This window comes from Streptomyces sp. NPDC006393, assembly GCF_040628575.1.
Taxonomy (GTDB): Bacteria; Actinomycetota; Actinomycetes; order Streptomycetales; family Streptomycetaceae; genus Streptomyces.
In genome coordinates this window covers 18,287-36,262 of the sequence record NZ_JBEXZD010000060.1, presented here as the reverse complement: position 1 = coordinate 36,262, position 17,976 = coordinate 18,287, and the positions used below count along the sequence as shown (strand labels likewise).

Below are 17,976 nucleotides of genomic sequence, written 5' to 3'. Positions count from 1 at the left end.
TATGCTCCAGGAGCGCGGGCGACGGAGGAGGTGAGTACGCATGGAACGCGTACGGCCGCACCCGGCCGGGCACGCCCCGGCACCGTCCGCCGCGGCGGGCGGCGACCGGCGGCCCCCCGAACCCCTGCTCGTCGAGGTGATCACCCTCGCCCAGCGCCGGCTGGCGCAGGGCCTGGCCGCCGTGCTCGGCGAGGAGCACTGCACGGTCGACCAGTGGCGGGTCATGCGCGCCCTCGCCGCCGACGGCCGCGCGATGGGCGAGCTGTCCCAGGCGCTGCTCGTCCCGCAGGCCTCCCTCACCCGCCTCGTGGACGCGCTCGCCGACGACGGCTGGGTCTACCGCAGCCAGTCCGACACCGACCGGCGCCGCATCCGCGTCCACCTGTCCCGGCGCGGCCGGACCCGGCTGGCCCGGCTCGACGCGCTCGCCGCCGCCCACGAGTCGGCCCTGCGCGCCGCCGTCGGCACCGGCGCCCTCGGCACGGACGACCTCGGCCCGCTGGTCACCCACCTCGCGGCCGGCCGCGAGAGCCGCTGAGTCCAAGGCGTCGGCCGAGCCCGGCAAGCGGCCGGGTCCCGGTAATCGGTCTGCCGTACGACCCCTGATTCCGGACTGCCGTACGACCCCTCATACCAGAGCGGGATGATCCCCGGGCGATTTTGTCAACTGCCCACCGCACATGATGCGCGGGTGACTACGGTGAGTGGCCGTCGGGAGACGCAGTGCCGCTCTCCGCGCACCGGCCGACCGGCACAGCGATGGCGCATGCCCGCTCGCGCCCCACGTGCGAGCACACAGGCCCGACGGACCAGTACGAGGATCAGATGTCTCACCTCCGTGCACCGGCCGCCCGCGCAGACCGCCGTGAGGGCGGACGGCACGGGCGGCCGGTCGCCCGCACCGTCCCCTCGCTGCCCGAGACCCACATACGGCCCCAACTGCTCCGCCTCGCGGTGCTGCCGCCGACCGCGGTCGCCCTCGGGGCGGGCGCCGCCGTGCTCTTCACCGTGCGCTCCACCGGCGCCCGCCCCGGCCTGGCCCTGTGGGCAGTGCTCGCCGGGGCGTCGGCGGTGGCGCTCGCGGGCATCGTCACCGCCGCCGTCGCCGCCGGGCGAGCCGCCCGGTCCGTGAACGAGCGGATCGACGCGCTGCGCCGCGGCACGGCACGGCGCGAGGGCGACCTGCGCGCCCTCGTCGACGCGCTGCGCCACGGCGAGAGCCCGCCCGAGCGCAAGCCGCGCGGCGGACCGCCGGACGACGCCGACGAGTTCGAACTGCTGGCCGCCGACCTGGCCCGCGCCCACGACGGGGCCGTCGCCGCCGTCGTCCAGGCCAGCAGGCTCTCCAGCCAGGCGGGCAGCGAGCAGAAGCTCGAGGTCTTCGTCAACCTCGCACGGCGCCTTCAGTCACTGGTGCACCGCGAGATCTCCATCCTCGACGAGCTGGAGAACCAGATCGAGGACCCCGACCTGCTCAAGGGCCTCTTCCACGTCGACCACCTCGCCACCCGGATCCGCCGCCACGCCGAGAACCTCGCCGTCCTCGGCGGCGCCGTCTCCCGCCGCCAGTGGAGCCGCCCCGTCTCCATGACCGAGGTGCTCCGCTCCGCCATCGCCGAGGTCGAGCAGTACTCCAGGGTCAAGCTCGTCCCGCCCGTCGACGGACGGCTGCGCGGCCACGCCGTCGCCGACGTCATCCACCTGCTCGCCGAACTCGTCGAGAACGCCACGGTGTTCTCCGCCCCGCAGACCCAGGTCCTGCTGCGCGCGGGCCTCGTCACCTCCGGACTCGCCGTGGAGGTCGAGGACCGGGGCCTCGGCATGCCGGTCGGCGAACAGGTCAGGATGAACTCCCTGCTGGCCGACCCCGACCAGGTCAACGTCGCCAGTCTGCTCGCGGACGGCCGGATCGGCCTGTTCGTGGTCTCCCAGCTCGCCAAGCGGCACGGCATCACCGTCCGGTTGCAGACCAACATCTACGGCGGCGTACAGGCCGTCCTGGTCATCCCGCAGGCACTGCTGGGGGCCGGACCGGGGACGGCCACCGACGCTCCCGCGGACGTCCGGCGACCGCAGCCACCGCAGCCACCGCAGCCCGCGACGGGCGACGGTCCACGCCGGACCCCGTCGGCAGGACCGCCGTACGCGGCCGGCCCGGGCTACGCCCCGACGGTCGTCGGGGACCCGGTCACCGGCCCCGCCGGCACGACCGGTCCCGGCGCGCCCGCGACGAGCGGCGGAGGGGACGGCGGCGACGGCGGCGACAGCCGCACCGGTGACCGGGGTCGACAGGACGGCGGCGGGCGCGACGGCCGTGCCGACAGGCACTCGGCGCCTCCGTCCGGGTCGGGATCGGGGCGGGGTGCTGTCGGCGGGGGCGTGCACGTGCCGGCCGCCGTGGACGGCGGGGGCGTGCACGTGCCGGCCGCCGTGGACGGCGTGGGCGTGCACGTGCCGGCCGCCATGGACGGGGTCCGCGTACCTCCTCCGGCGGGAGCGCCCACCGGTGGTGCGCTTGCCCCGGGCGGCGGGAGCGTCCTCGGCCCGGTCCCGCCACCCGGGGACCACGGGAGGGACGGACCCGCGGCGACCGGCGTGGAGTCCGCCCGCGAGCTTCCGCCGACGGGCCCGCAGGCACCGCCGGCGGCCGGCGCCGGTCCCGCGCCCCTGCCCCGGCGCGGTGCCCGTACAGGGCGGGCGAACCCGGCGGAGGCGGTGCCCGGCATCCGGCCCGAGGACCGCGCCGCCGTCGCCGCGAACGCGGGGGTCGTGCCCACCCCGCGCGACGGCCTGGTGCGCGGCACCATGGGCAAGCCGCAACTGCCGCAGCGCCGTGCGCAGCAGCACATCGTGCCCCAGTTGCGCGGCGGCCCGGCGCCCCGTCAGGACGGCGAGGTCTTCACCGGGCACGACCCCGGTCTGATGGCCGCCTTCCAGCGCGGGATGGGACTCGCCGAGTCCCAGCAACGCCGGGAACCGCGTCCGGCGGACGCGGACGCGGACGCGGGGACGAGGACGGGGACCGGGACGGAGACGCGGGCGGAGACGGACACCATGGCGAACCGCCCGGACGAGGGCCCCGGCTCCTCGACCGCGGCGACCGTGGCCGCGTCCAGGGGCGGCGCGTCCTCCCTGGACGTACCACCTCATGACGCGTCACCGACCTCCGAGGCCCGGCCCGCGCCCATGCCGTCCACGTCCGGGCAGCCCCTGCCACCCGTGTCCGGGCCCCTGCCGTCGACGTCCGACCTCACCGCCCGGCACGACGGGAGCGCGCCGCCCGGATGACCCGCACCAGCACGACCGGAATCACCGGAATCGAGGGCAGGACCGTCCCGCCGTCCCCACGAGCGCGGGAGTCCGTCCCCGCCCGGGCTCTCTCGCCCACCCCCGAATCCGCCCGCACCCCCAAGCCGACCCCCACTCCCACTCCCAGCCCCACTCTCCCTTCCACCCCCACCCCCACCCCCAGCGCTCCCGCAGACATTCGTACCCCAAGGAGTCGATCCACCATGGCGAGCGATGCGCCGACCGGCCAAGTGTCCGACCTCGACTGGCTGATGAGCGGCCTCGTGCAGCGTGTACCGCACACCACCAGCGCGGTCCTGCTGTCCTGCGACGGGCTGGTGAAGTCCGTCCACGGTCTGGACCCCGACAGTGCCGACCACATGGCCGCGCTGGCCTCCGGCCTGTACTCCCTCGGCCGCAGCGCCGGAATCCGCTTCGGCGACGGGGGTGACGTACGGCAGGTCGTCGTCGAACTCGACTCGACCCTGCTGTTCGTCACCACGGCCGGCTCCGGCACCTGTCTCGCCGTGCTGGCCGGCCGCGAGGCCGACGCGGCGGTCCTGGGCTACGAGATGGCGATGCTGGTCAAGAGCGTCCGTCCCTACCTCGTGACCGCGCCCCGCCAGTACACCGTCGAACCCCCGGCGCTGCGGCCTTGAGCGCGGCGGCGGCCGGCGACGGGCCCTGGCTCGACGACGCGGCCGGACGGCTGGTGCGCCCCTTCACGGTCAGCAACGGCCGCACCCGGCCCAGCATCGCACTCGACCTCATGTCGCAGGTGATGGCGACCGGGGTGACGCCGCTGGGGTATCTCGGCCCCGAGCACGGGCAGGCGCTCGAACTGTGCCTCGCCCCCGTCTCGGTGGCCGAGATCGCCGCCCATCTGAGGCTGCCGGCGGCGGTGGCCAAGGTGCTGCTGTCCGACCTCGTCGACTGCGGCGCCCTCACCACGAAACCCCCCGTGACCCACCACCACCCCACTGACCGGGCTCTTCTGGAGGCAGTGCTCGATGGACTACGACGACAGCTCTGACCACGGCGGCGGCCACGGCCGCGGCGGCGGGTACGACGGCGGCGGGCACGACTACGGCGGGCACGGCCACGGCACGCACGGCCACGGCACGCACGACCGGGGCGGCGGCTCCGACCCGTTTCCCACCGCGCTCAAGGTCCTGGTGGCGGGCGGGTTCGGCGTGGGCAAGACGACCTTCGTCGGCGCCGTCAGCGAGATCGCGCCGCTGAGCACCGAGGAACTCCTCACCACGGTCAGCGAGGGCACCGACAATCTCGACGGCATCGAGAACAAGGTCGAGACGACCGTGGCGATGGACTTCGGACGCATCACCCTCGACCCGCGGCACGTGCTCTACCTGTTCGGAACGCCCGGTCAGGAGCGGTTCTGGTTCATGTGGGACGAGCTGTCGGAGGGCGCGCTGGGCGCGGTGATCCTCGCCGACACCCGCCGCCTCCAGGAGTGCTTCGCGGCCGTCGACTTCTTCGAGCAGCGCGGTCTCTCCTTCATCATCGCCGTCAACGAGTTCGACGGCGCCTACCGCTACCACCCCGACGAGGTGCGCTCCGCCCTCGACCTGGACCCGGAGATCCCCGTGGTCCGCTGCGACGCCCGTATCTCCAGCTCGGGCGTGCAGACCCTGCTGACCCTCGTACGGCATCTCCTCGCCCAGGCCCCGCACGGCGCCGGAGCCCGGCCATGAGCTACGACCCGCCGCGCCCGGCCGGTCGCCTGCTGCTCACTCCCGAGGACACCGAGGCCCCCGCCCGCACCCTGCGGTTGCGCAGGCTCGGTCTGGGGGAGCGTCCCGAGCCCGCCCTCGACGCCTTCGCGGACCGGCTCGCCGAGCGCACCCGGGCGCCGTACGCGATGGTCAACTTCCCGCACGAGAACGGCCAGTTCTTCGCCGGTCTGCACCGGCCCGCACGGGACGTCCTGAACGTCGACGCTCCCGCCCCCGCCGCTCATGCCGCCCCCGCCGGCGGCGACTGTCCGGCGGCCCCCGCTGTTCCGGCGGGCGCGACCGCCCCCGCCCTCGCCCCCGTTCCCGCTCCCGCCGACGGCGAGGGCCCGCGGCCCGAAGTGGGCCGCCATCTGGCCCGCGACCACAGTTTCTGCCCCCATGTGGTGGCCCGGCGCAGGGCACTGGTGCTGGAGGACGTCCGTGACTATCCGCGGTTCGCGGGCAACCCGGTGGTCGACGAGTTCGGCATCCGGTCCTACCTCGGCGCCCCGCTCATCGACAGCACAGGGATGGTGCTGGGCACGGTGTGCGTCGTCGACGTCACGCCGCGCCCCTGGGGCCGGGAAGGCCTGGACACCATCAAGTCGGCGGCGGCCGAACTCACCCGGCGGCTGGAGGAGGGGGAGCCGGACGGCTTCCGTGTGTGACGGGCGGGGGTGGTCGCCTCGGCTGCCGGGCGACACGGCACGGGTGGCTGCTTGCCGGGGGGCTCGGGAGGGCGGGGTGGGCTCGGGAGGGCGGTGTGAAGGAAAGCTGTGGCCGCGTTTAAGAAATCCTCGATGGACCGGCGCGCCGTCGTACGGCAGATTGCTGTGCGATCCCACCCCCCTCCCCGGACGCGGGACCCTCCGGCATGCCCGGATCCCGCCCGGGGCGCCAACCACAGGAGCCGTAGCGTTGAAGGCGCTGGTCAAGCAGAAGGCGGAGCCAGGACTGTGGCTCGCGGACGTTCCCGAGCCCGCCATCGGCCCCGGTGACGTACTGATCAAGGTGCTGCGCACCGGTGTCTGCGGCACCGACCTGCACATCCGGGCCTGGGACGGCTGGGCGCAGCAGGCGATCAGCACGCCGCTCGTGGTCGGTCACGAGTTCGTCGGCGAGGTCGTCGAGACCGGGCGCGACGTCGCGGACATCAAGGTCGGCGACCGGGTCAGCGGCGAGGGCCACCTGGTGTGCGGCAAGTGCCGCAACTGCCTGGCCGGGCGCCGCCATCTGTGCCGGGCCACCGTCGGTCTGGGCGTGGGCCGCGACGGCGCCTTCGCCGAGTACGTCGCCCTGCCCGCGTCCAACGTCTGGGTGCACCGCGTCCCCGTGGACCTCGACATCGCCGCCATCTTCGACCCGTTCGGCAACGCGGTGCACACCGCGCTGTCCTTCCCCCTGGTCGGCGAGGACGTGCTGATCACCGGTGCCGGACCGATCGGCCTGATGGCCGCCGCCGTGGCCCGCCACGCGGGCGCCCGCAACGTCGTGATCACGGATGTGAGCGAGGAGCGCCTGGAACTGGCCCGCAAGGTCGGCGTGAGCCTCGCGCTCAATGTCGCCGAGTCGACGATCGCCGAGGGGCAGCGCTCGCTCGGCCTGCGCGAGGGTTTCGACATCGGCCTGGAGATGTCCGGCCGTCCCGAGGCGATGCGCGACATGATCGCCAACATGACGCACGGCGGCCGGATCGCCATGCTCGGCCTGCCCGCCGAGGAGTTCCCGGTCGACTGGGCCCGGATCGTCACCTCGATGATCACCATCAAGGGCATCTACGGCCGCGAGATGTTCGAGACCTGGTACGCGATGTCCGTGCTCCTGGAGGGCGGTCTCGACCTCGCCCCGGTGATCACCGGCCGGTACGGCTACCGCGACTTCGAGGCGGCCTTCGCCGACGCGGCGAGCGGCAAGGGCGGGAAGGTCATCCTCGACTGGAGCGCCTGACCGCGTAGGCCCCCTCATCCGCCAGCACCTTCAAGGAGCCCTTCCATGTTCGACTCCGTGCGGAACGACCTCCGCGCCACCCTCGACGAGATCCGTGCCGCCGGTCTGCACAAGCCCGAGCGGGTCATCGGCACCCCGCAGTCCGCGACCGTCAACGTCACCGCGGGCGGCCGCCCCGGCGAGGTCCTCAACTTCTGCGCCAACAACTACCTGGGCCTGGCCGACCACCCCGAGGTGATCGCCGCCGCCCACGAGGCCCTGGACCGCTGGGGCTACGGCATGGCCTCCGTGCGCTTCATCTGCGGCACGCAGGAGGTGCACAAGGAGCTGGAGGCCCGGCTGTCGGCCTTCCTCGGCCAGGAGGACACGATCCTGTACTCCTCCTGCTTCGACGCCAACGGCGGTGTGTTCGAGACGGTGCTCGGCCCCGAGGACGCGGTCATCTCCGACGCCCTCAACCACGCCTCCATCATCGACGGCATCCGCCTGTCCAAGGCCCGCCGCTTCCGCTACGCCAACCGCGACATGGCGGACCTGGAACGGCAGCTCAAGGAGGCGAACGAGGGCGGCGCCCGCCGCAAGCTCATCGTCACCGACGGCGTCTTCTCCATGGACGGCTACGTCGCCCCGCTGCGTGAGATCTGCGACCTCGCCGACCGCTACGACGCCATGGTCATGGTCGACGACTCGCACGCCGTCGGCTTCGTCGGCCCCGGCGGCCGCGGCACCCCCGAGCTGCACGGCGTGATGGACCGCGTCGACATCATCACCGGCACCCTGGGCAAGGCCCTCGGCGGCGCCTCCGGCGGCTACGTCGCCGCCCGGGCCGAGATCGTCGCCCTGCTGCGCCAGCGCTCCCGCCCGTACCTGTTCTCCAACACCCTCGCCCCGGTGATCGCGGCGGCCTCCCTGAAGGTGCTGGACCTGCTGGAGTCGGCCGACGACCTGCGCGTCCGGCTGGCCGAGAACACCGCGCTGTTCCGCTCCCGGATGACCGAGGCGGGCTTCGACATCCTCCCCGGCGACCACGCCATCGCACCCGTGATGATCGGCGACGCGGCGAAGGCCGGACGGATGGCCGAGCTGCTGCTGGAGCGAGGCGTGTACGTGATCGGCTTCTCCTACCCGGTGGTCCCCCAGGGCCAGGCCCGCATCCGCGTCCAGCTGTCCGCCGCGCACTCCACCGCGGATGTCGACCGCGCGGTCGACGCCTTCGTCGCGGCCCGCGCGGAACTGGAGGGCTGAAGGGCGTACGGCTGACCGGGCCGCGTCCCGGACGGCCGGCGGTCTTGCGATAATCGATCTCATGATCGAAGCGCGGCGGTTGCACATCCTCCGTGCGGTGGCCGACCACCGTACGGTGACGGCGGCTGCCGCCGCGCTGTACCTGACGCCCTCGGCCGTCTCGCAGCAGTTGACGGCGCTGGAGCAGGAGACCGGGCACCGGCTGGTGGAGCGCGGCGCGAAGGGCGTACGGCTCACCCCGGCCGGCGAGATCCTGCTCAGCCACACCAACGCCGTCCTCGCGCAGCTGGAGCGGGCGGAGGCCGAGCTGGCGGCCTATGGTTCGGGCGCGGCCGGCACGGTCACCGTCGCCTCCTTCGCCACCGGCATCGCCGAGGTGGTGGCACCCGCGGTGGCCCGCCTGGCCGAGGCCGCGCCCGGCATCCGCATCCGCGTCCGGGACGCCGAGGGCGACGCCAGCCTGCCGATGGTGCTGGACCGGCAGGTCGACGTGGCGGTCGCCGTGGAGTACCGGGGCGCCCCGCCCGCGGACGACCCCCGCCTCACCCACGTCCCGCTCTACGCCGAGCCCTTCGACGCGGTCGTCCCGGTCACCCACCGCGTGGCCGACGCGGCCGAGGTGCCGCTGGCCGAGCTGGCCAAGGACCCGTGGATCAGCCCCTACCCGGGCAACCCGTGCCATGACGTGGTCGTTCTGGCCTGCGAGAACGCCGGGTTCCAGCCGCGTATCGACCACTCCTCCGACGACTTCCGCGCGGTCGTGGCCCTCGCCGCGGCCGACGCGGGCGTGGCGCTCGTCCCGCGCTCCGCGCTGCGCGGCATGGACCTGGCGGGCGCGGTCGTCCGGCCCGTCGACGGGGTCGCGCCCACGCGCCGGGTCTTCGCGGCCGTGCGCCGGGGCGCGGAGGAGCACCCGCTGATCCGTCCGGTGCTGGACGCGCTGGGCGAGGCCGCCCGGGCGTGAGGATTCCGTAACCCGGCCGTCTCATGTCCGGGATACTGTCCCGGATATGAGACGAACCGAGAAGAGTCCGCCGGACCCGGTGGGACCGCCCGACCGGATGCGCCCGCAGGACCCGGACCCGGTGGACGCCCGTCTCGGCGCCCGGCTGGTCCAGCTGAGAACCGAGCGAGGCTGGTCGCTGGGAGAGCTGGCGGAGCGCAGTGGAGTGAGCCGGTCCACCCTGTCGCGGGCGGAACGCGCCGAGACCAGCCCCACCGCCGCGCTGCTGAACCGGCTGTGCCACGTCTACGGGCGGACCATGTCCCAGCTGCTCAGCGAGGTCGAGGCGGAGCCCGCCCCGCTGGTACGGGCCGCCGACCAGCCGGTGTGGGAGGACCGGGACTCCGGCTTCGTACGGCGCTCGGTGTCGCCGCCGCACACCGGGCTGCGCGGCGAACTCGTCGAGGGCCGGCTCGCCGCCGGCGCCGACATCGCCTACGACCGCCCGCCCGTCGCCGGTCTGGAGCAGCACATCTGGGTGCTCGACGGGGCCCTGGAGGTGACCGAGCGGGACACCGCGCACCGGCTTCGGGCCGGTGACTGCCTGCGGATGCGGGTGTGGGGGCCGACGCGGTTCCGGTGCGCGGACGACACCGGTGCGCGCTATCTGCTGGCGGTGGTGCGGCCGTGACCGTGCGACACCCGGCCCCGGAACCCCTGGCCGCGGCCCGACTGGACGACCTGGCCGAGGAGTTGGCCGCGCTGCTGGTCGACACGGTGGACGGCGGCGCCTCCGTCGGCTTCCTCGCGCCCCTGGAACCGGCAGAGGCCGCGCGGTGGTGGCGGGAGCGCGCGCGGGCCGTGGCCGCCGGACGGCTCACGGTGTGGGTGGCGTACGACGCCGGCGGCCCGGCCGGCACCGTGAGCCTCGCCCTCCCGGACAAGCCCAACAGCCGTCACCGCGCCGAGGTCGTCAAGCTGATGGTGCACCGGCGTGCCCGCGGCCGCGGTCTGGGCCGCGCCCTCCTGGCCACCGCCGAGGCGGCGGCATCCGCGGCCGGGATCACGCTGCTCCACCTGGACACCGAGACCGACAGCCCCGCCGAGGCCCTGTACCGCTCCGCCGGCTGGACCCGTGCCGGGACGATCCCCGACTACGCGGCGAGTCCCGACGGCGTGCTGCGGCCGACGACCCTGTACTACAAGCACGTGGGGACGGCCGCCGGCGGCGGGTGATTGTCAGTGGCGGCGGCTACGGTGCATGCCATGCCGGATGCCGAAGACGTACGCCGTATCGCCCTGTCCCTGCCGGACACGACGGAGAAGACCGCCTGGAGCATGCCCACGTTCCGGGTCGCGGGGAAGATGTTCGCCACCCTGCCGGAGGACGAGACCTCCATCGCCGTGCGCTGTCCCAAGGAGGAGCGCGACGAACTGGTCCTGGCCGAGCCGGAGAAGTTCTGGATCGCGGGCCACGAGTCCCAGTTCGCCTGGGTCCGCGCCCGTCTCGCCGCCCTGGACGACGAGGCGGAGCTGCGGGACATCCTCGCCGACTCCTGGCGCCAGGCCGCCCCGCCCCGGCTCCTGGAGGCCTACCCGGAGCTCGGGCCGCCCACCGTCCGCTGAAATCCCCTCGGGCGTTGGCAGTGGGCCATGGCATGATCCCCAGCACGGAGGCAGTCGGCGCGCGGGGGCCTCGGCTGCCACCGCGGGGGAGGAGCCGGGGGCGCGCGGGGCACGGGCAGGGCGGGTTTCCGCCGGGGAGGGGAGCGTCGAGGGGATGACCGGAACTTCATCGCAGTCGTCACCAGGGGAGGCGGCGGCAGCACGGCATGACGGCGTCGCCGGAGCCGGGGCGCCGCCCGCCGCCGGAAGGCGAGCCGGCGCCGGAGCCCGCGCAGGGGCCGGGACGGGGCCCGAGGACGGCGCGCGGGAGCGGCCGGTCTGGTCGCGGGACTTCGCGCTGTTCTTCGTCGCGCGGGCCGTCGCCCGCCTCGGCGACACCATGCTGCCCGTCGCGCTCGCCGCGGGCCTGCTGCAACACGGCTACGGCGCGGGGGCGGTCGGCCTCGCCATGGCCTCGACGGCCGCCGCCTTCGCCGGACTGGTGGTCTTCGGCGGGGTCATCGCCGACCGGTTCAGCACCCGCAAGCTGATGATCGGCGCCGACCTGGTCCGGCTCGTCACCCAGTCCCTGGCCGCCGTCCTCTTCTACTCCGGGCACGTGGTGCTCTGGGAGATCTGCGCGATCGGCCTCGCCAACGGTGTGGCCGGCGCGGTGTTCCAGCCGGGCGTGGCCAGTACGGTGCCCCGGCTCGCCGCCGACATCCAGGGGGCCAACGGCGCCATACGCATCGCCGAGTCCGCCGCCCAGCTCGCCGGCCCCGCCGTCGCCGGCCTCCTCGTCGGCTTCGCCTCGCCCGGCGGGGTGTTCGCGGCCCACGCCGCCACCTACGCGGTCAGCGCCCTGTGCCTGCTGCTGCTCAGGCTGCCCCCGCTCCCCGCGGGCAGCGACCCCGCCGCCGGTCACGGGTCGGGGACGTTCAAGGCCGACCTGGTCGAAGGATGGCGGGAGTTCAGAGCGCGGACCTGGCTGTGGGGCGTCATCGCGGTCTGGTGCCTCTACATGATCGCCGTCTGGGGTCCGACCGTCCCGCTGGTCGCCACGGAAGTGGTCCAGCAGCACGGCCCGCGCTCCTACGGCCTGATCAACTCCGCCCTCGGCGCGGGCACCGTCGTCGGCGGCTTCCTCGCGCTGCGGCTGCGGCCCCGCCGGATGCTGCGCGCCGGAGCGGTGGCCCTCTTCGCCTTCGTCTGGTTCCCGGCGGCCGTCGGGGCCGGCCTGGGGGTGCCCCTCATGGCCGCGGGCGCCGCGGTCGCCGGGGCCGGCATGTCGTTCTGGGGCGTGATGTGGGCGACCAGCGTCCAGACACAGGTCCCGCCGGACGTCCTCAACCGCATCCACGCCTACGACGTGGCCGGCTCCCTGGCCATGATGCCCGTCGGCCAGGCCCTCGCCGGGCCCGCCGCCTCGGCCCTGGGCGCCGGCCACGTGCTGCTGGTGTCCGCCGCGATCAGCCTGGTCGTACCGACCGCGCTGCTCGCGGTCCCCGCGATACGCGACCTGATACGCGCCGACGCGCGGCCTCCCGCCCGTCTCCCGGGTGCGGCGTCCGGACCCGGGCGGACGCGTCCGGAGAGGCCGTAGCCCGACGAACGGAACCGGACGGCACCGGACGGCACCGGACCCCATCGGTCCTCGGGCCCGCCCCGGCGGTTCTCAGGCACCCCCCGACAGCGGCCCGCCGCCGAGGAACGCCGAGATCCGCTCCCGCAGCGACCGGGCGTCGAGCCCGTGCGCGGCGGTGTGCTCCGCCACGGTTCCGTAGCGCCGCAGTTCGGCGCGGCCCACGCCGAGGCCCAGGACGCGGTGCGGGACGTCGGACAGCGCCTCGTTCGCGGCGGCGGTCGACGTGCCCGCCAGATACGGCTCGACGAGGACGACGTCGGCCCCGGCCGTCCGCGTGGCCCGCCGCAGGGCGGCCGCGTCGAAGGGCCGTACGGTCGTCGCGTACAGCACCGTCACATCGAGCCCCTCGGTCGCGTCGAGCACCGCGTCGAGCATCGGCCCCACGGCGACCACGACACCGGAGCGGCCCTCGCGCACGGTGGTGAAGCGCTCCCCGTCGACGGGGCGCGCCTGCGCGTTGGACTGCACGGACAGCCGTACGTAGACCTTGTCGTCGCCCGCGGCGACCGCGTGCCGCAGCAGCGTCTCGGACTCGTCCGGATGGCCGGGCACATGGACGGTCCAGCCGTCCAGGGTGTCCAGCAGTGCCACGTCGCCCGGCGCCATGTGGGTGTAGCCGCCCGCGGGCCAGTCGAAGGACGCGGCGGCGCTCACCAGCACCGCGCCCACGCCCTGGTGCCCGAGATCGAGCTTGACCTGCTCGAAGGGCCGCTCGACGAGGAAGCTCGCGAACGTGTGCACCACCGGCCGCATCCCGGTCAGCGCCAGCCCCGCACCGGCGCCGACCAGGAGCTGTTCACGGATGCCCACATTGATCACCCGGTCGGGATGCCGGCGCCGGGCCTCGGCGAAGCCGTCCTTGCCGATCTCGGCGAGGACGACCGCGACCCGCGGGTCCTCGTCGAGCAGGCGGGAGACGACGGGTGCGAAACGGTCACGCATGGTGTCCATGAGGTGGACCCTTTCCACGGAGAGGGAGGGAAGGAGGAGGGGAGGTCAGGCGTTCTTCGGCTCGACCCGGGCCACCACCACGTGCGGCCGGCCGGGATGCGGTGCGGTGAAGGCGGCGTACAGCGCCTCGTGGTCGCGGCCGTCGACCGTCAGCGCCGACCAGCCCGCCGCCTCGAAGCGGGCCGCGATCCCGCCCGGACGGGCGTGGCTCGCGGAGGCGTTGTCGACGACGACGGTGTGCAACTGCTCGAGTCCCGCCGGCCCGGCGAAGGCGATCGCCTCGTGGTTGCTGCCCTCGTCCAGTTCGGCGTCCCCGGTCAGCACCCACACCCGGGGCCGGTCACGCCCCTGGGCGCGCAGCCCCAGGGCGGTGCCCACGGCGATCGGCAGTCCGTGCCCCAGCGACCCGCTGCCGATCTCGGCGCCCGGCACGAGGACGCGGTCGGGATGGTGCCCGAGCGGGGAGTCGTAGGCGCCGAACCGCGGCAGCCAGTCCACCGGCACGAAGCCCTTCGCGGCGAGGACCGCGTAGTAGGCCATCGGGCCGTGCCCCTTCGACAGCAGGAACCGGTCCCGCTCCGGATCGTCCCGCTGCTCCGGGCGGACCCGCAGCACCCGGTCGTAGAGCACCCAGAGCACGTCGAGCGTGGAGGTGGCGGCCGGTCCGTGCTTCTCGTCGCCCGTCATGAGCCCCATCAGCCGGGGCAGGTCGGCGTACCCGTGGGTGCGCCCGAGTTCTTCGGTGATCGTCATGCGTACGATCGTGCGACCTCAACCAAACTTGAGGTCAAGTGCCGCTGTCGTCCCCGGCGGGCGAAGCCCTCGCCGAGTGCGCCGGCCGAAAGGGGTGCGCGACCATCGGCCCGAGTGCGGTATTGTTTTCCTGCGCGTTCGGCCGGGGGAAACCCCAGGTCAGACGGGCAACGGGACGTGGCGCAGCTTGGTAGCGCACTTGACTGGGGGTCAAGGGGTCGCAGGTTCAAATCCTGTCGTCCCGACGTGTGAAGACGCAGGTCGGAGGCCGTGCCGGAGAAATCCGGCACGGCCTCTTCCGTCATTGCGTCGTCCGTCGGGCATTCCGTCGTCCGCCGGGCGAGTGGCGCCCAGCGCCTCGTGGTCGGCACCGTTGAAGGTGAGGACCGAGCACCGTCCTCTCGTCGCACGAGGATGGGAGAGCGTGGACATCATGACCGACATCGTCGCAGGGGTGGACATTCCCGAGACCGCGGCCGCCGCGGAGGCCACGGATTTCCTCCGGGAAACGGTCGATCCCCTCCTGTTCCATCACTCGAGGCGGGTTTTCCTCTTCGGCTCCCTCCATGCGCGAGCCCTCGGCCTCCGGCCCGATCCGGAGCTGCTCTACATCTCCGCGATGTTCCACGACACGGGCCTTGTGACTCCGTTCTCCGACACGGAGCAGCGCTTCGAACTCGACAGCGCCGATCACGCGCGCAGGTTCCTGCTCGGCCACGGGTTCCCGGAGAGCTCCGCCGACGTGGTCTGGACGGCCATCGCCCTGCACACGACACCGGGTGTCCCCGGCCGGATGGGCCCGGAGACGGCTGCCACGAACTACGGAGTGCTGACCGACGTGGTCGGCTGGGGGCTGGACGGGCTGGACGGCGGCCAGGTGGACGACATCGTCGCCGTCCACCCCCGCGGAGACTTCAAGAAGGAATTCCTTCAGGCGTTCGTCGAGGGGCTCAGGAACCGCCCGGACACCACGTACGGGACCGTCAACGCGGACGTGCTGGAACATTTCGTTCCCGGTTTCCGCCGCACCACCATGGTCGAGCGCATCACCGGCGCACCCTGGCCGACGTAGCCCGCGACCTCGCCCCGCTTCCCGCGGACGTGGACCACACGGTGGCGGCGGCGCCGGTGACCGCAACGGCCGTACCCACCGGGCGGGTGCCGCGACCGCGGCGGATAGTGGTGCCGGAGGACGGGTGCCGCCGGCTGCGCGAGGACGTGGTGCTCCGCGAGCACTTGGCGCACGCGAACCAGGGACACCGACCTGCCCGAGGAGCACCCCATGGGCCCCGACCGCGAGGAGCCGCCGTCGCCCGGCAGGGGCGGAGACCGCGAGGAACTGGAGCAACTCAGAGACCGCGTCGCCGCGTTGGAGGCGGGCCGGGCGGCACGGCCGCCCCACCACCGCTGGAGGTCCTTCTTCTCGGCGCTCCTCATCGTCCTGAGCTGCGTCCTCGCCCCGCTCGCCGCCGTCGCCGCCTGGACGGCGGACGAGGTCGACGACACCGACCGCTACGTCGCCACGGTGGCGCCCCTGGCGTCCGACCCCGCCGTCCAGGCGGCGGCGGCGAACCGGGTCACCGACGCGGTGATGAGCCACATCGATCTGCCGACCCTGCTCGAAGGTGCCGCCCCCGAGGACCGGCCGCTGCTGGAGAAGGCGCTCGGCAAGCTGGGCGGCACCCTGGAGAACGCCGTCCGCAGCTTCGTCCGCGACAAGGCACAGGACGTCATCGCCTCCGACGCCTTCCGGCGGATCTGGATCAACGCCAACCGTCGGATCCACACCGCCCTCGACAAGGCGCTGACCGGCGGCGGGGGCGCTGTGAAGATCAACAACCAGTCGGTGACGGTCGACCTGGCCCCGGTCGTGGAACGGGTCAAGCAGCGTCTCGTCGACGAAGGCATGACGGCCGCCGCGAGGATTCCGCAGGTCCACACGGACTTCACCGTCCTGCGCTCCGACAAGCTCGGCAAGCTGAAGACCTACCTGCGGGTGCTCCGGATCGCCGGGTTCTGGCTGCCGGTGCTGGTGGTGGTGCTCGTCGTCGCGGGTGTGCTGCTGTCCGTGCACCGCCGGCGCGTGCTGGTCGCGGCGGTGCTCGCGGTCGCGGTCGCCATGCTCGTCCTCGGTCTCGCGCTCACCGTCTTCCGGGAGGTGTATCTCAACGCGCTGCCGGACACCGTCTCGCAGCCGGCGGCCGGGGCGGTCTACGACACGCTCACCCGGTATCTGCGCACCTCCGTGCGCAGGGTCGTGGCCCTGGCGGTGGTCATCGCGCTGGCGGCCTGGCTGACCGGGCCGGGCCGGCGGGCCGGGTTCGTGCGGGAGGCATGGCGGTCGGGGCTGGGCGCGGTCCGCGGCGCGGCGGACCACGTCGGTTTCCGTGCGGGCCCGGTCGGGCCCTTCGTCCACCGGTTCCGGACCTGGATCACCTGGATCCTGGTGGCCGCGGCCGTCCTGACGTATCTCCTGTGGAGCTACCCGACGGGCTGGGTCGTCCTCGTCATCGCACTGGTGCTGCTGTGCGCCATGGCCGTCGTGGAGTTCCTCGACGAGCGGGCCCCGCCCGCGCGGCCCGCCTCCTTGGGACGGGGGACCGGACCATCCTCGGGACCGGAGCCCGGAACGCCGCAGGCAGCCGGCTGACCCCGGAACACCGCGGTCCGCCGGTCCTCCGGTTTTCCGGTTCGCCGATCCTCCGGTTCACCGGTTCGCCGGTCCCGCCGGTCCTGCCGGTCCGCCGCCCTCGTCCTCCAGTCCCTCGTCGTCGCGGAGCCTGCGCCACAGACGGGTGCGGTGCAGCACGTAGAGCGCGACGAACAGCACGAGCACCTGAAGTCCGATGGCCAGCAGCCAGAAGACGTCCTTGCTCTCCAGCTCGTCCGTCAGATAGGTGAAGTTCATCCCGAAGAACCCGGTCAGGAACGACAACGGCAGGAAGATCACCGACACCACGGCCAGTCGGTTGATCACCCCGTTCTGCTCACCGGAGACCAGGGAGGAGTAGCTGGCGAACGCCCGCCGAGTGGCCTCCTGGAGCGACTCGACGTCCGTGAGGGCCAGCCTCCCGGCCTGCTGGAACTCCTGGGCGAGCCGCTGGCGCTCCTCGGGGAAACTGCGGCTGAGCATCCTCCGGGTGAGGGTCTCGTCCGTCACCTGGAGGTAGGGCAGGAGGGTGCGGTGCAGCAGTGCGGCCCGCCGGCGCAGCTGAGCCAGCCGGTAGACCTGCTCGGGGCGTCGCCTGTCGAACATCTGGTCCTCCAGGTCCTCCACCCTGAGCAGGGCGTCCACGGCGGCCCGGCGGAAGGTCGCCAGGGCCTCCTGGAGCAGCAGGAACAGCACGGCCACCGTGTCGTGGGGTCTCTCCCGCCCGAGCTGTGCCATGAGGCTGTCCAGCGACGCGACCGGTCCGCGGCGGACCGTGATCAGGTGCCGCTCCGTCACCAGCGCGTGCACATGGGTGACCCGGCCCCCTTCGAGCACCGGCAGGACGACCCCGGCCCGGTCCCCGAGGAACTCGGCCCGCACGGGTTCACCCGCCCTGCCGAACCAGGACAGGTGCTCGGCGGGAAGGCCCAGCCCGCGGGTGACCGGCTGCTCGTCGGGCGCCGCCTCCTCGGGCAGTTGCAGGTCGACCAGGAGGAAGTCGGAGACGGCGAGACGCTCACGCGCATCGGACAGGTCCGTACGAGTGACGACCCCCTCCGGCATCGACACCACCGATACGATCATCGCCCCTCACCGCCGTCACGGACCCGTGAGTCCCACGGTGCGCACGGCGAGCGGCCCGCGCACCCGGGAGGCGCGCAGGCGCCTCACCGGGTGCCTCGAAGGGGTGAGGCGGGCCGGTTGGTGCGGT

General features: G+C 73.7%; 18 protein-coding genes and 1 tRNA gene. 16 read left to right on the top strand and 3 right to left on the bottom strand.

Features of this window, described 5'->3' with window-relative positions; genetic code table 11:
• The first annotated feature begins 40 nt into the window (after positions 1-40).
• The 13 genes from ABZ484_RS23550 to ABZ484_RS23490 all read left to right on the top strand — a co-directional run bounded on the left by ABZ484_RS23550 (position 41) and on the right by ABZ484_RS23490 (position 12,367).
• Positions 41-538 carry a MarR family transcriptional regulator gene (locus tag ABZ484_RS23550; protein ID WP_358867885.1) on the top strand — a complete coding sequence of 166 codons (498 nt, stop codon included), beginning with the start codon at positions 41-43 and terminating at the stop codon, positions 536-538.
• 287 nt (positions 539-825) lie between these two features.
• Positions 826-3,288, top strand: a complete 2,463-nt coding sequence (locus tag ABZ484_RS23545; RefSeq protein WP_358867884.1) for an ATP-binding protein — start codon at positions 826-828, stop codon at positions 3,286-3,288.
• Positions 3,289-3,512: 224 nt separating this feature from the next.
• Positions 3,513-3,947, top strand: a complete 435-nt coding sequence (locus ABZ484_RS23540) for a roadblock/LC7 domain-containing protein (protein ID WP_030176607.1) — start codon at positions 3,513-3,515, stop codon at positions 3,945-3,947.
• Positions 3,944-4,321: a DUF742 domain-containing protein gene (locus tag ABZ484_RS23535; RefSeq protein ID WP_189904055.1), complete on the top strand. Its 378-nt coding sequence runs from the start codon at positions 3,944-3,946 to the stop codon at positions 4,319-4,321. The genes ABZ484_RS23540 and ABZ484_RS23535 overlap by 4 nt, the downstream gene beginning before the upstream one ends.
• On the top strand, positions 4,299-5,003 hold the full coding sequence (locus ABZ484_RS23530; protein WP_358867883.1) for an ATP/GTP-binding protein: 705 nt from the start codon (positions 4,299-4,301) through the stop codon (positions 5,001-5,003). The genes ABZ484_RS23535 and ABZ484_RS23530 overlap by 23 nt, the downstream gene beginning before the upstream one ends.
• Positions 5,000-5,692, top strand: a complete 693-nt coding sequence (locus ABZ484_RS23525; protein WP_358867882.1) for a GAF domain-containing protein — start codon at positions 5,000-5,002, stop codon at positions 5,690-5,692. Before ABZ484_RS23530 ends, ABZ484_RS23525 begins: the two co-directional genes overlap by 4 nt.
• A 250-nt stretch (positions 5,693-5,942) precedes the next feature.
• Complete coding sequence (gene tdh, locus ABZ484_RS23520) at positions 5,943-6,971, top strand: L-threonine 3-dehydrogenase (protein ID WP_358867881.1); 1,029 nt, start codon at positions 5,943-5,945, stop codon at positions 6,969-6,971.
• 45 nt (positions 6,972-7,016) lie between these two features.
• Complete coding sequence (locus tag ABZ484_RS23515) at positions 7,017-8,216, top strand: glycine C-acetyltransferase (RefSeq protein ID WP_358867880.1); 1,200 nt, start codon at positions 7,017-7,019, stop codon at positions 8,214-8,216.
• 61 nt (positions 8,217-8,277) lie between these two features.
• Positions 8,278-9,180, top strand: coding sequence for a LysR family transcriptional regulator (locus tag ABZ484_RS23510; protein ID WP_358867879.1), 903 nt, complete (start codon positions 8,278-8,280; stop codon positions 9,178-9,180).
• 97 nt (positions 9,181-9,277) lie between these two features.
• Positions 9,278-9,850 carry an XRE family transcriptional regulator gene (locus ABZ484_RS23505; protein WP_358867896.1) on the top strand — a complete coding sequence of 191 codons (573 nt, stop codon included), beginning with the start codon at positions 9,278-9,280 and terminating at the stop codon, positions 9,848-9,850.
• Between the two features lie 2 nt (positions 9,851-9,852).
• The gene (locus ABZ484_RS23500; protein WP_358867895.1) at positions 9,853-10,395 is read left to right on the top strand and encodes a GNAT family N-acetyltransferase; all 543 of its coding nucleotides are present in this window, start codon (positions 9,853-9,855) and stop codon (positions 10,393-10,395) included.
• Between the two features lie 30 nt (positions 10,396-10,425).
• Entirely contained in the window at positions 10,426-10,785 is a 360-nt protein-coding gene (locus tag ABZ484_RS23495; RefSeq protein ID WP_358867878.1) for an MmcQ/YjbR family DNA-binding protein, read from the top strand.
• A 154-nt stretch (positions 10,786-10,939) separates the two neighbouring features.
• Positions 10,940-12,367, top strand: coding sequence for an MFS transporter (locus ABZ484_RS23490; protein WP_358867877.1), 1,428 nt, complete (start codon positions 10,940-10,942; stop codon positions 12,365-12,367).
• 72 nt (positions 12,368-12,439) lie between these two features.
• Here the strand turns inward: ABZ484_RS23490 and ABZ484_RS23485 are convergent, their stop codons facing one another.
• Both ABZ484_RS23485 and ABZ484_RS23480 read right to left on the bottom strand, forming a co-directional pair.
• On the bottom strand, positions 12,440-13,360 hold the full coding sequence (locus ABZ484_RS23485) for a transketolase C-terminal domain-containing protein (RefSeq protein ID WP_358867876.1): 921 nt from the start codon (positions 13,358-13,360) through the stop codon (positions 12,440-12,442).
• Between the two features lie 45 nt (positions 13,361-13,405).
• Complete coding sequence (locus ABZ484_RS23480) at positions 13,406-14,113, bottom strand: transketolase (RefSeq protein ID WP_358867875.1); 708 nt, start codon at positions 14,111-14,113, stop codon at positions 13,406-13,408.
• Positions 14,114-14,284: 171 nt separating this feature from the next.
• Here ABZ484_RS23480 and ABZ484_RS23475 point away from each other — a divergent pair.
• The 3 genes from ABZ484_RS23475 to ABZ484_RS23465 all read left to right on the top strand — a co-directional run bounded on the left by ABZ484_RS23475 (position 14,285) and on the right by ABZ484_RS23465 (position 16,763).
• A tRNA-Pro gene (locus ABZ484_RS23475) sits at positions 14,285-14,358 on the top strand.
• Positions 14,359-14,546: 188 nt separating this feature from the next.
• Entirely contained in the window at positions 14,547-15,185 is a 639-nt protein-coding gene (locus ABZ484_RS23470; protein WP_358867894.1) for an HD domain-containing protein, read from the top strand.
• Positions 15,186-15,395: 210 nt separating this feature from the next.
• Positions 15,396-16,763, top strand: a complete 1,368-nt coding sequence (locus ABZ484_RS23465; protein ID WP_358867874.1) for a hypothetical protein — start codon at positions 15,396-15,398, stop codon at positions 16,761-16,763.
• Between the two features lie 57 nt (positions 16,764-16,820).
• On the opposite strand, the gene ABZ484_RS23460 is transcribed toward ABZ484_RS23465, so the two are convergent.
• Complete coding sequence (locus tag ABZ484_RS23460) at positions 16,821-17,849, bottom strand: CorA family divalent cation transporter (RefSeq protein WP_358867873.1); 1,029 nt, start codon at positions 17,847-17,849, stop codon at positions 16,821-16,823.
• Positions 17,850-17,976 lie beyond the last annotated feature (127 nt).

Coding starts and splice junctions, on each gene's coding strand:
- ABZ484_RS23485 (WP_358867876.1), bottom strand. CDS start 13,360: ATGGACACCATGCGTGACCGTTTCGCACCCGTCGTCTCCCGCCTGCTC.
- ABZ484_RS23530 (WP_358867883.1), top strand. CDS start 4,299: ATGGACTACGACGACAGCTCTGACCACGGCGGCGGCCACGGCCGCGGC.
- ABZ484_RS23505 (WP_358867896.1), top strand. CDS start 9,278: ATGCGCCCGCAGGACCCGGACCCGGTGGACGCCCGTCTCGGCGCCCGG.
- ABZ484_RS23480 (WP_358867875.1), bottom strand. CDS start 14,113: ATGACGATCACCGAAGAACTCGGGCGCACCCACGGGTACGCCGACCTG.
- ABZ484_RS23460 (WP_358867873.1), bottom strand. CDS start 17,849: ATGATCGTATCGGTGGTGTCGATGCCGGAGGGGGTCGTCACTCGTACG.
- ABZ484_RS23515 (WP_358867880.1), top strand. CDS start 7,017: ATGTTCGACTCCGTGCGGAACGACCTCCGCGCCACCCTCGACGAGATC.
- ABZ484_RS23550 (WP_358867885.1), top strand. CDS start 41: ATGGAACGCGTACGGCCGCACCCGGCCGGGCACGCCCCGGCACCGTCC.
- ABZ484_RS23540 (WP_030176607.1), top strand. CDS start 3,513: ATGGCGAGCGATGCGCCGACCGGCCAAGTGTCCGACCTCGACTGGCTG.
- ABZ484_RS23525 (WP_358867882.1), top strand. CDS start 5,000: ATGAGCTACGACCCGCCGCGCCCGGCCGGTCGCCTGCTGCTCACTCCC.
- ABZ484_RS23495 (WP_358867878.1), top strand. CDS start 10,426: ATGCCGGATGCCGAAGACGTACGCCGTATCGCCCTGTCCCTGCCGGAC.
- ABZ484_RS23490 (WP_358867877.1), top strand. CDS start 10,940: ATGACCGGAACTTCATCGCAGTCGTCACCAGGGGAGGCGGCGGCAGCA.
- ABZ484_RS23545 (WP_358867884.1), top strand. CDS start 826: ATGTCTCACCTCCGTGCACCGGCCGCCCGCGCAGACCGCCGTGAGGGC.
- ABZ484_RS23470 (WP_358867894.1), top strand. CDS start 14,547: ATGACCGACATCGTCGCAGGGGTGGACATTCCCGAGACCGCGGCCGCC.
- ABZ484_RS23465 (WP_358867874.1), top strand. CDS start 15,396: ATGGGCCCCGACCGCGAGGAGCCGCCGTCGCCCGGCAGGGGCGGAGAC.
- ABZ484_RS23510 (WP_358867879.1), top strand. CDS start 8,278: ATGATCGAAGCGCGGCGGTTGCACATCCTCCGTGCGGTGGCCGACCAC.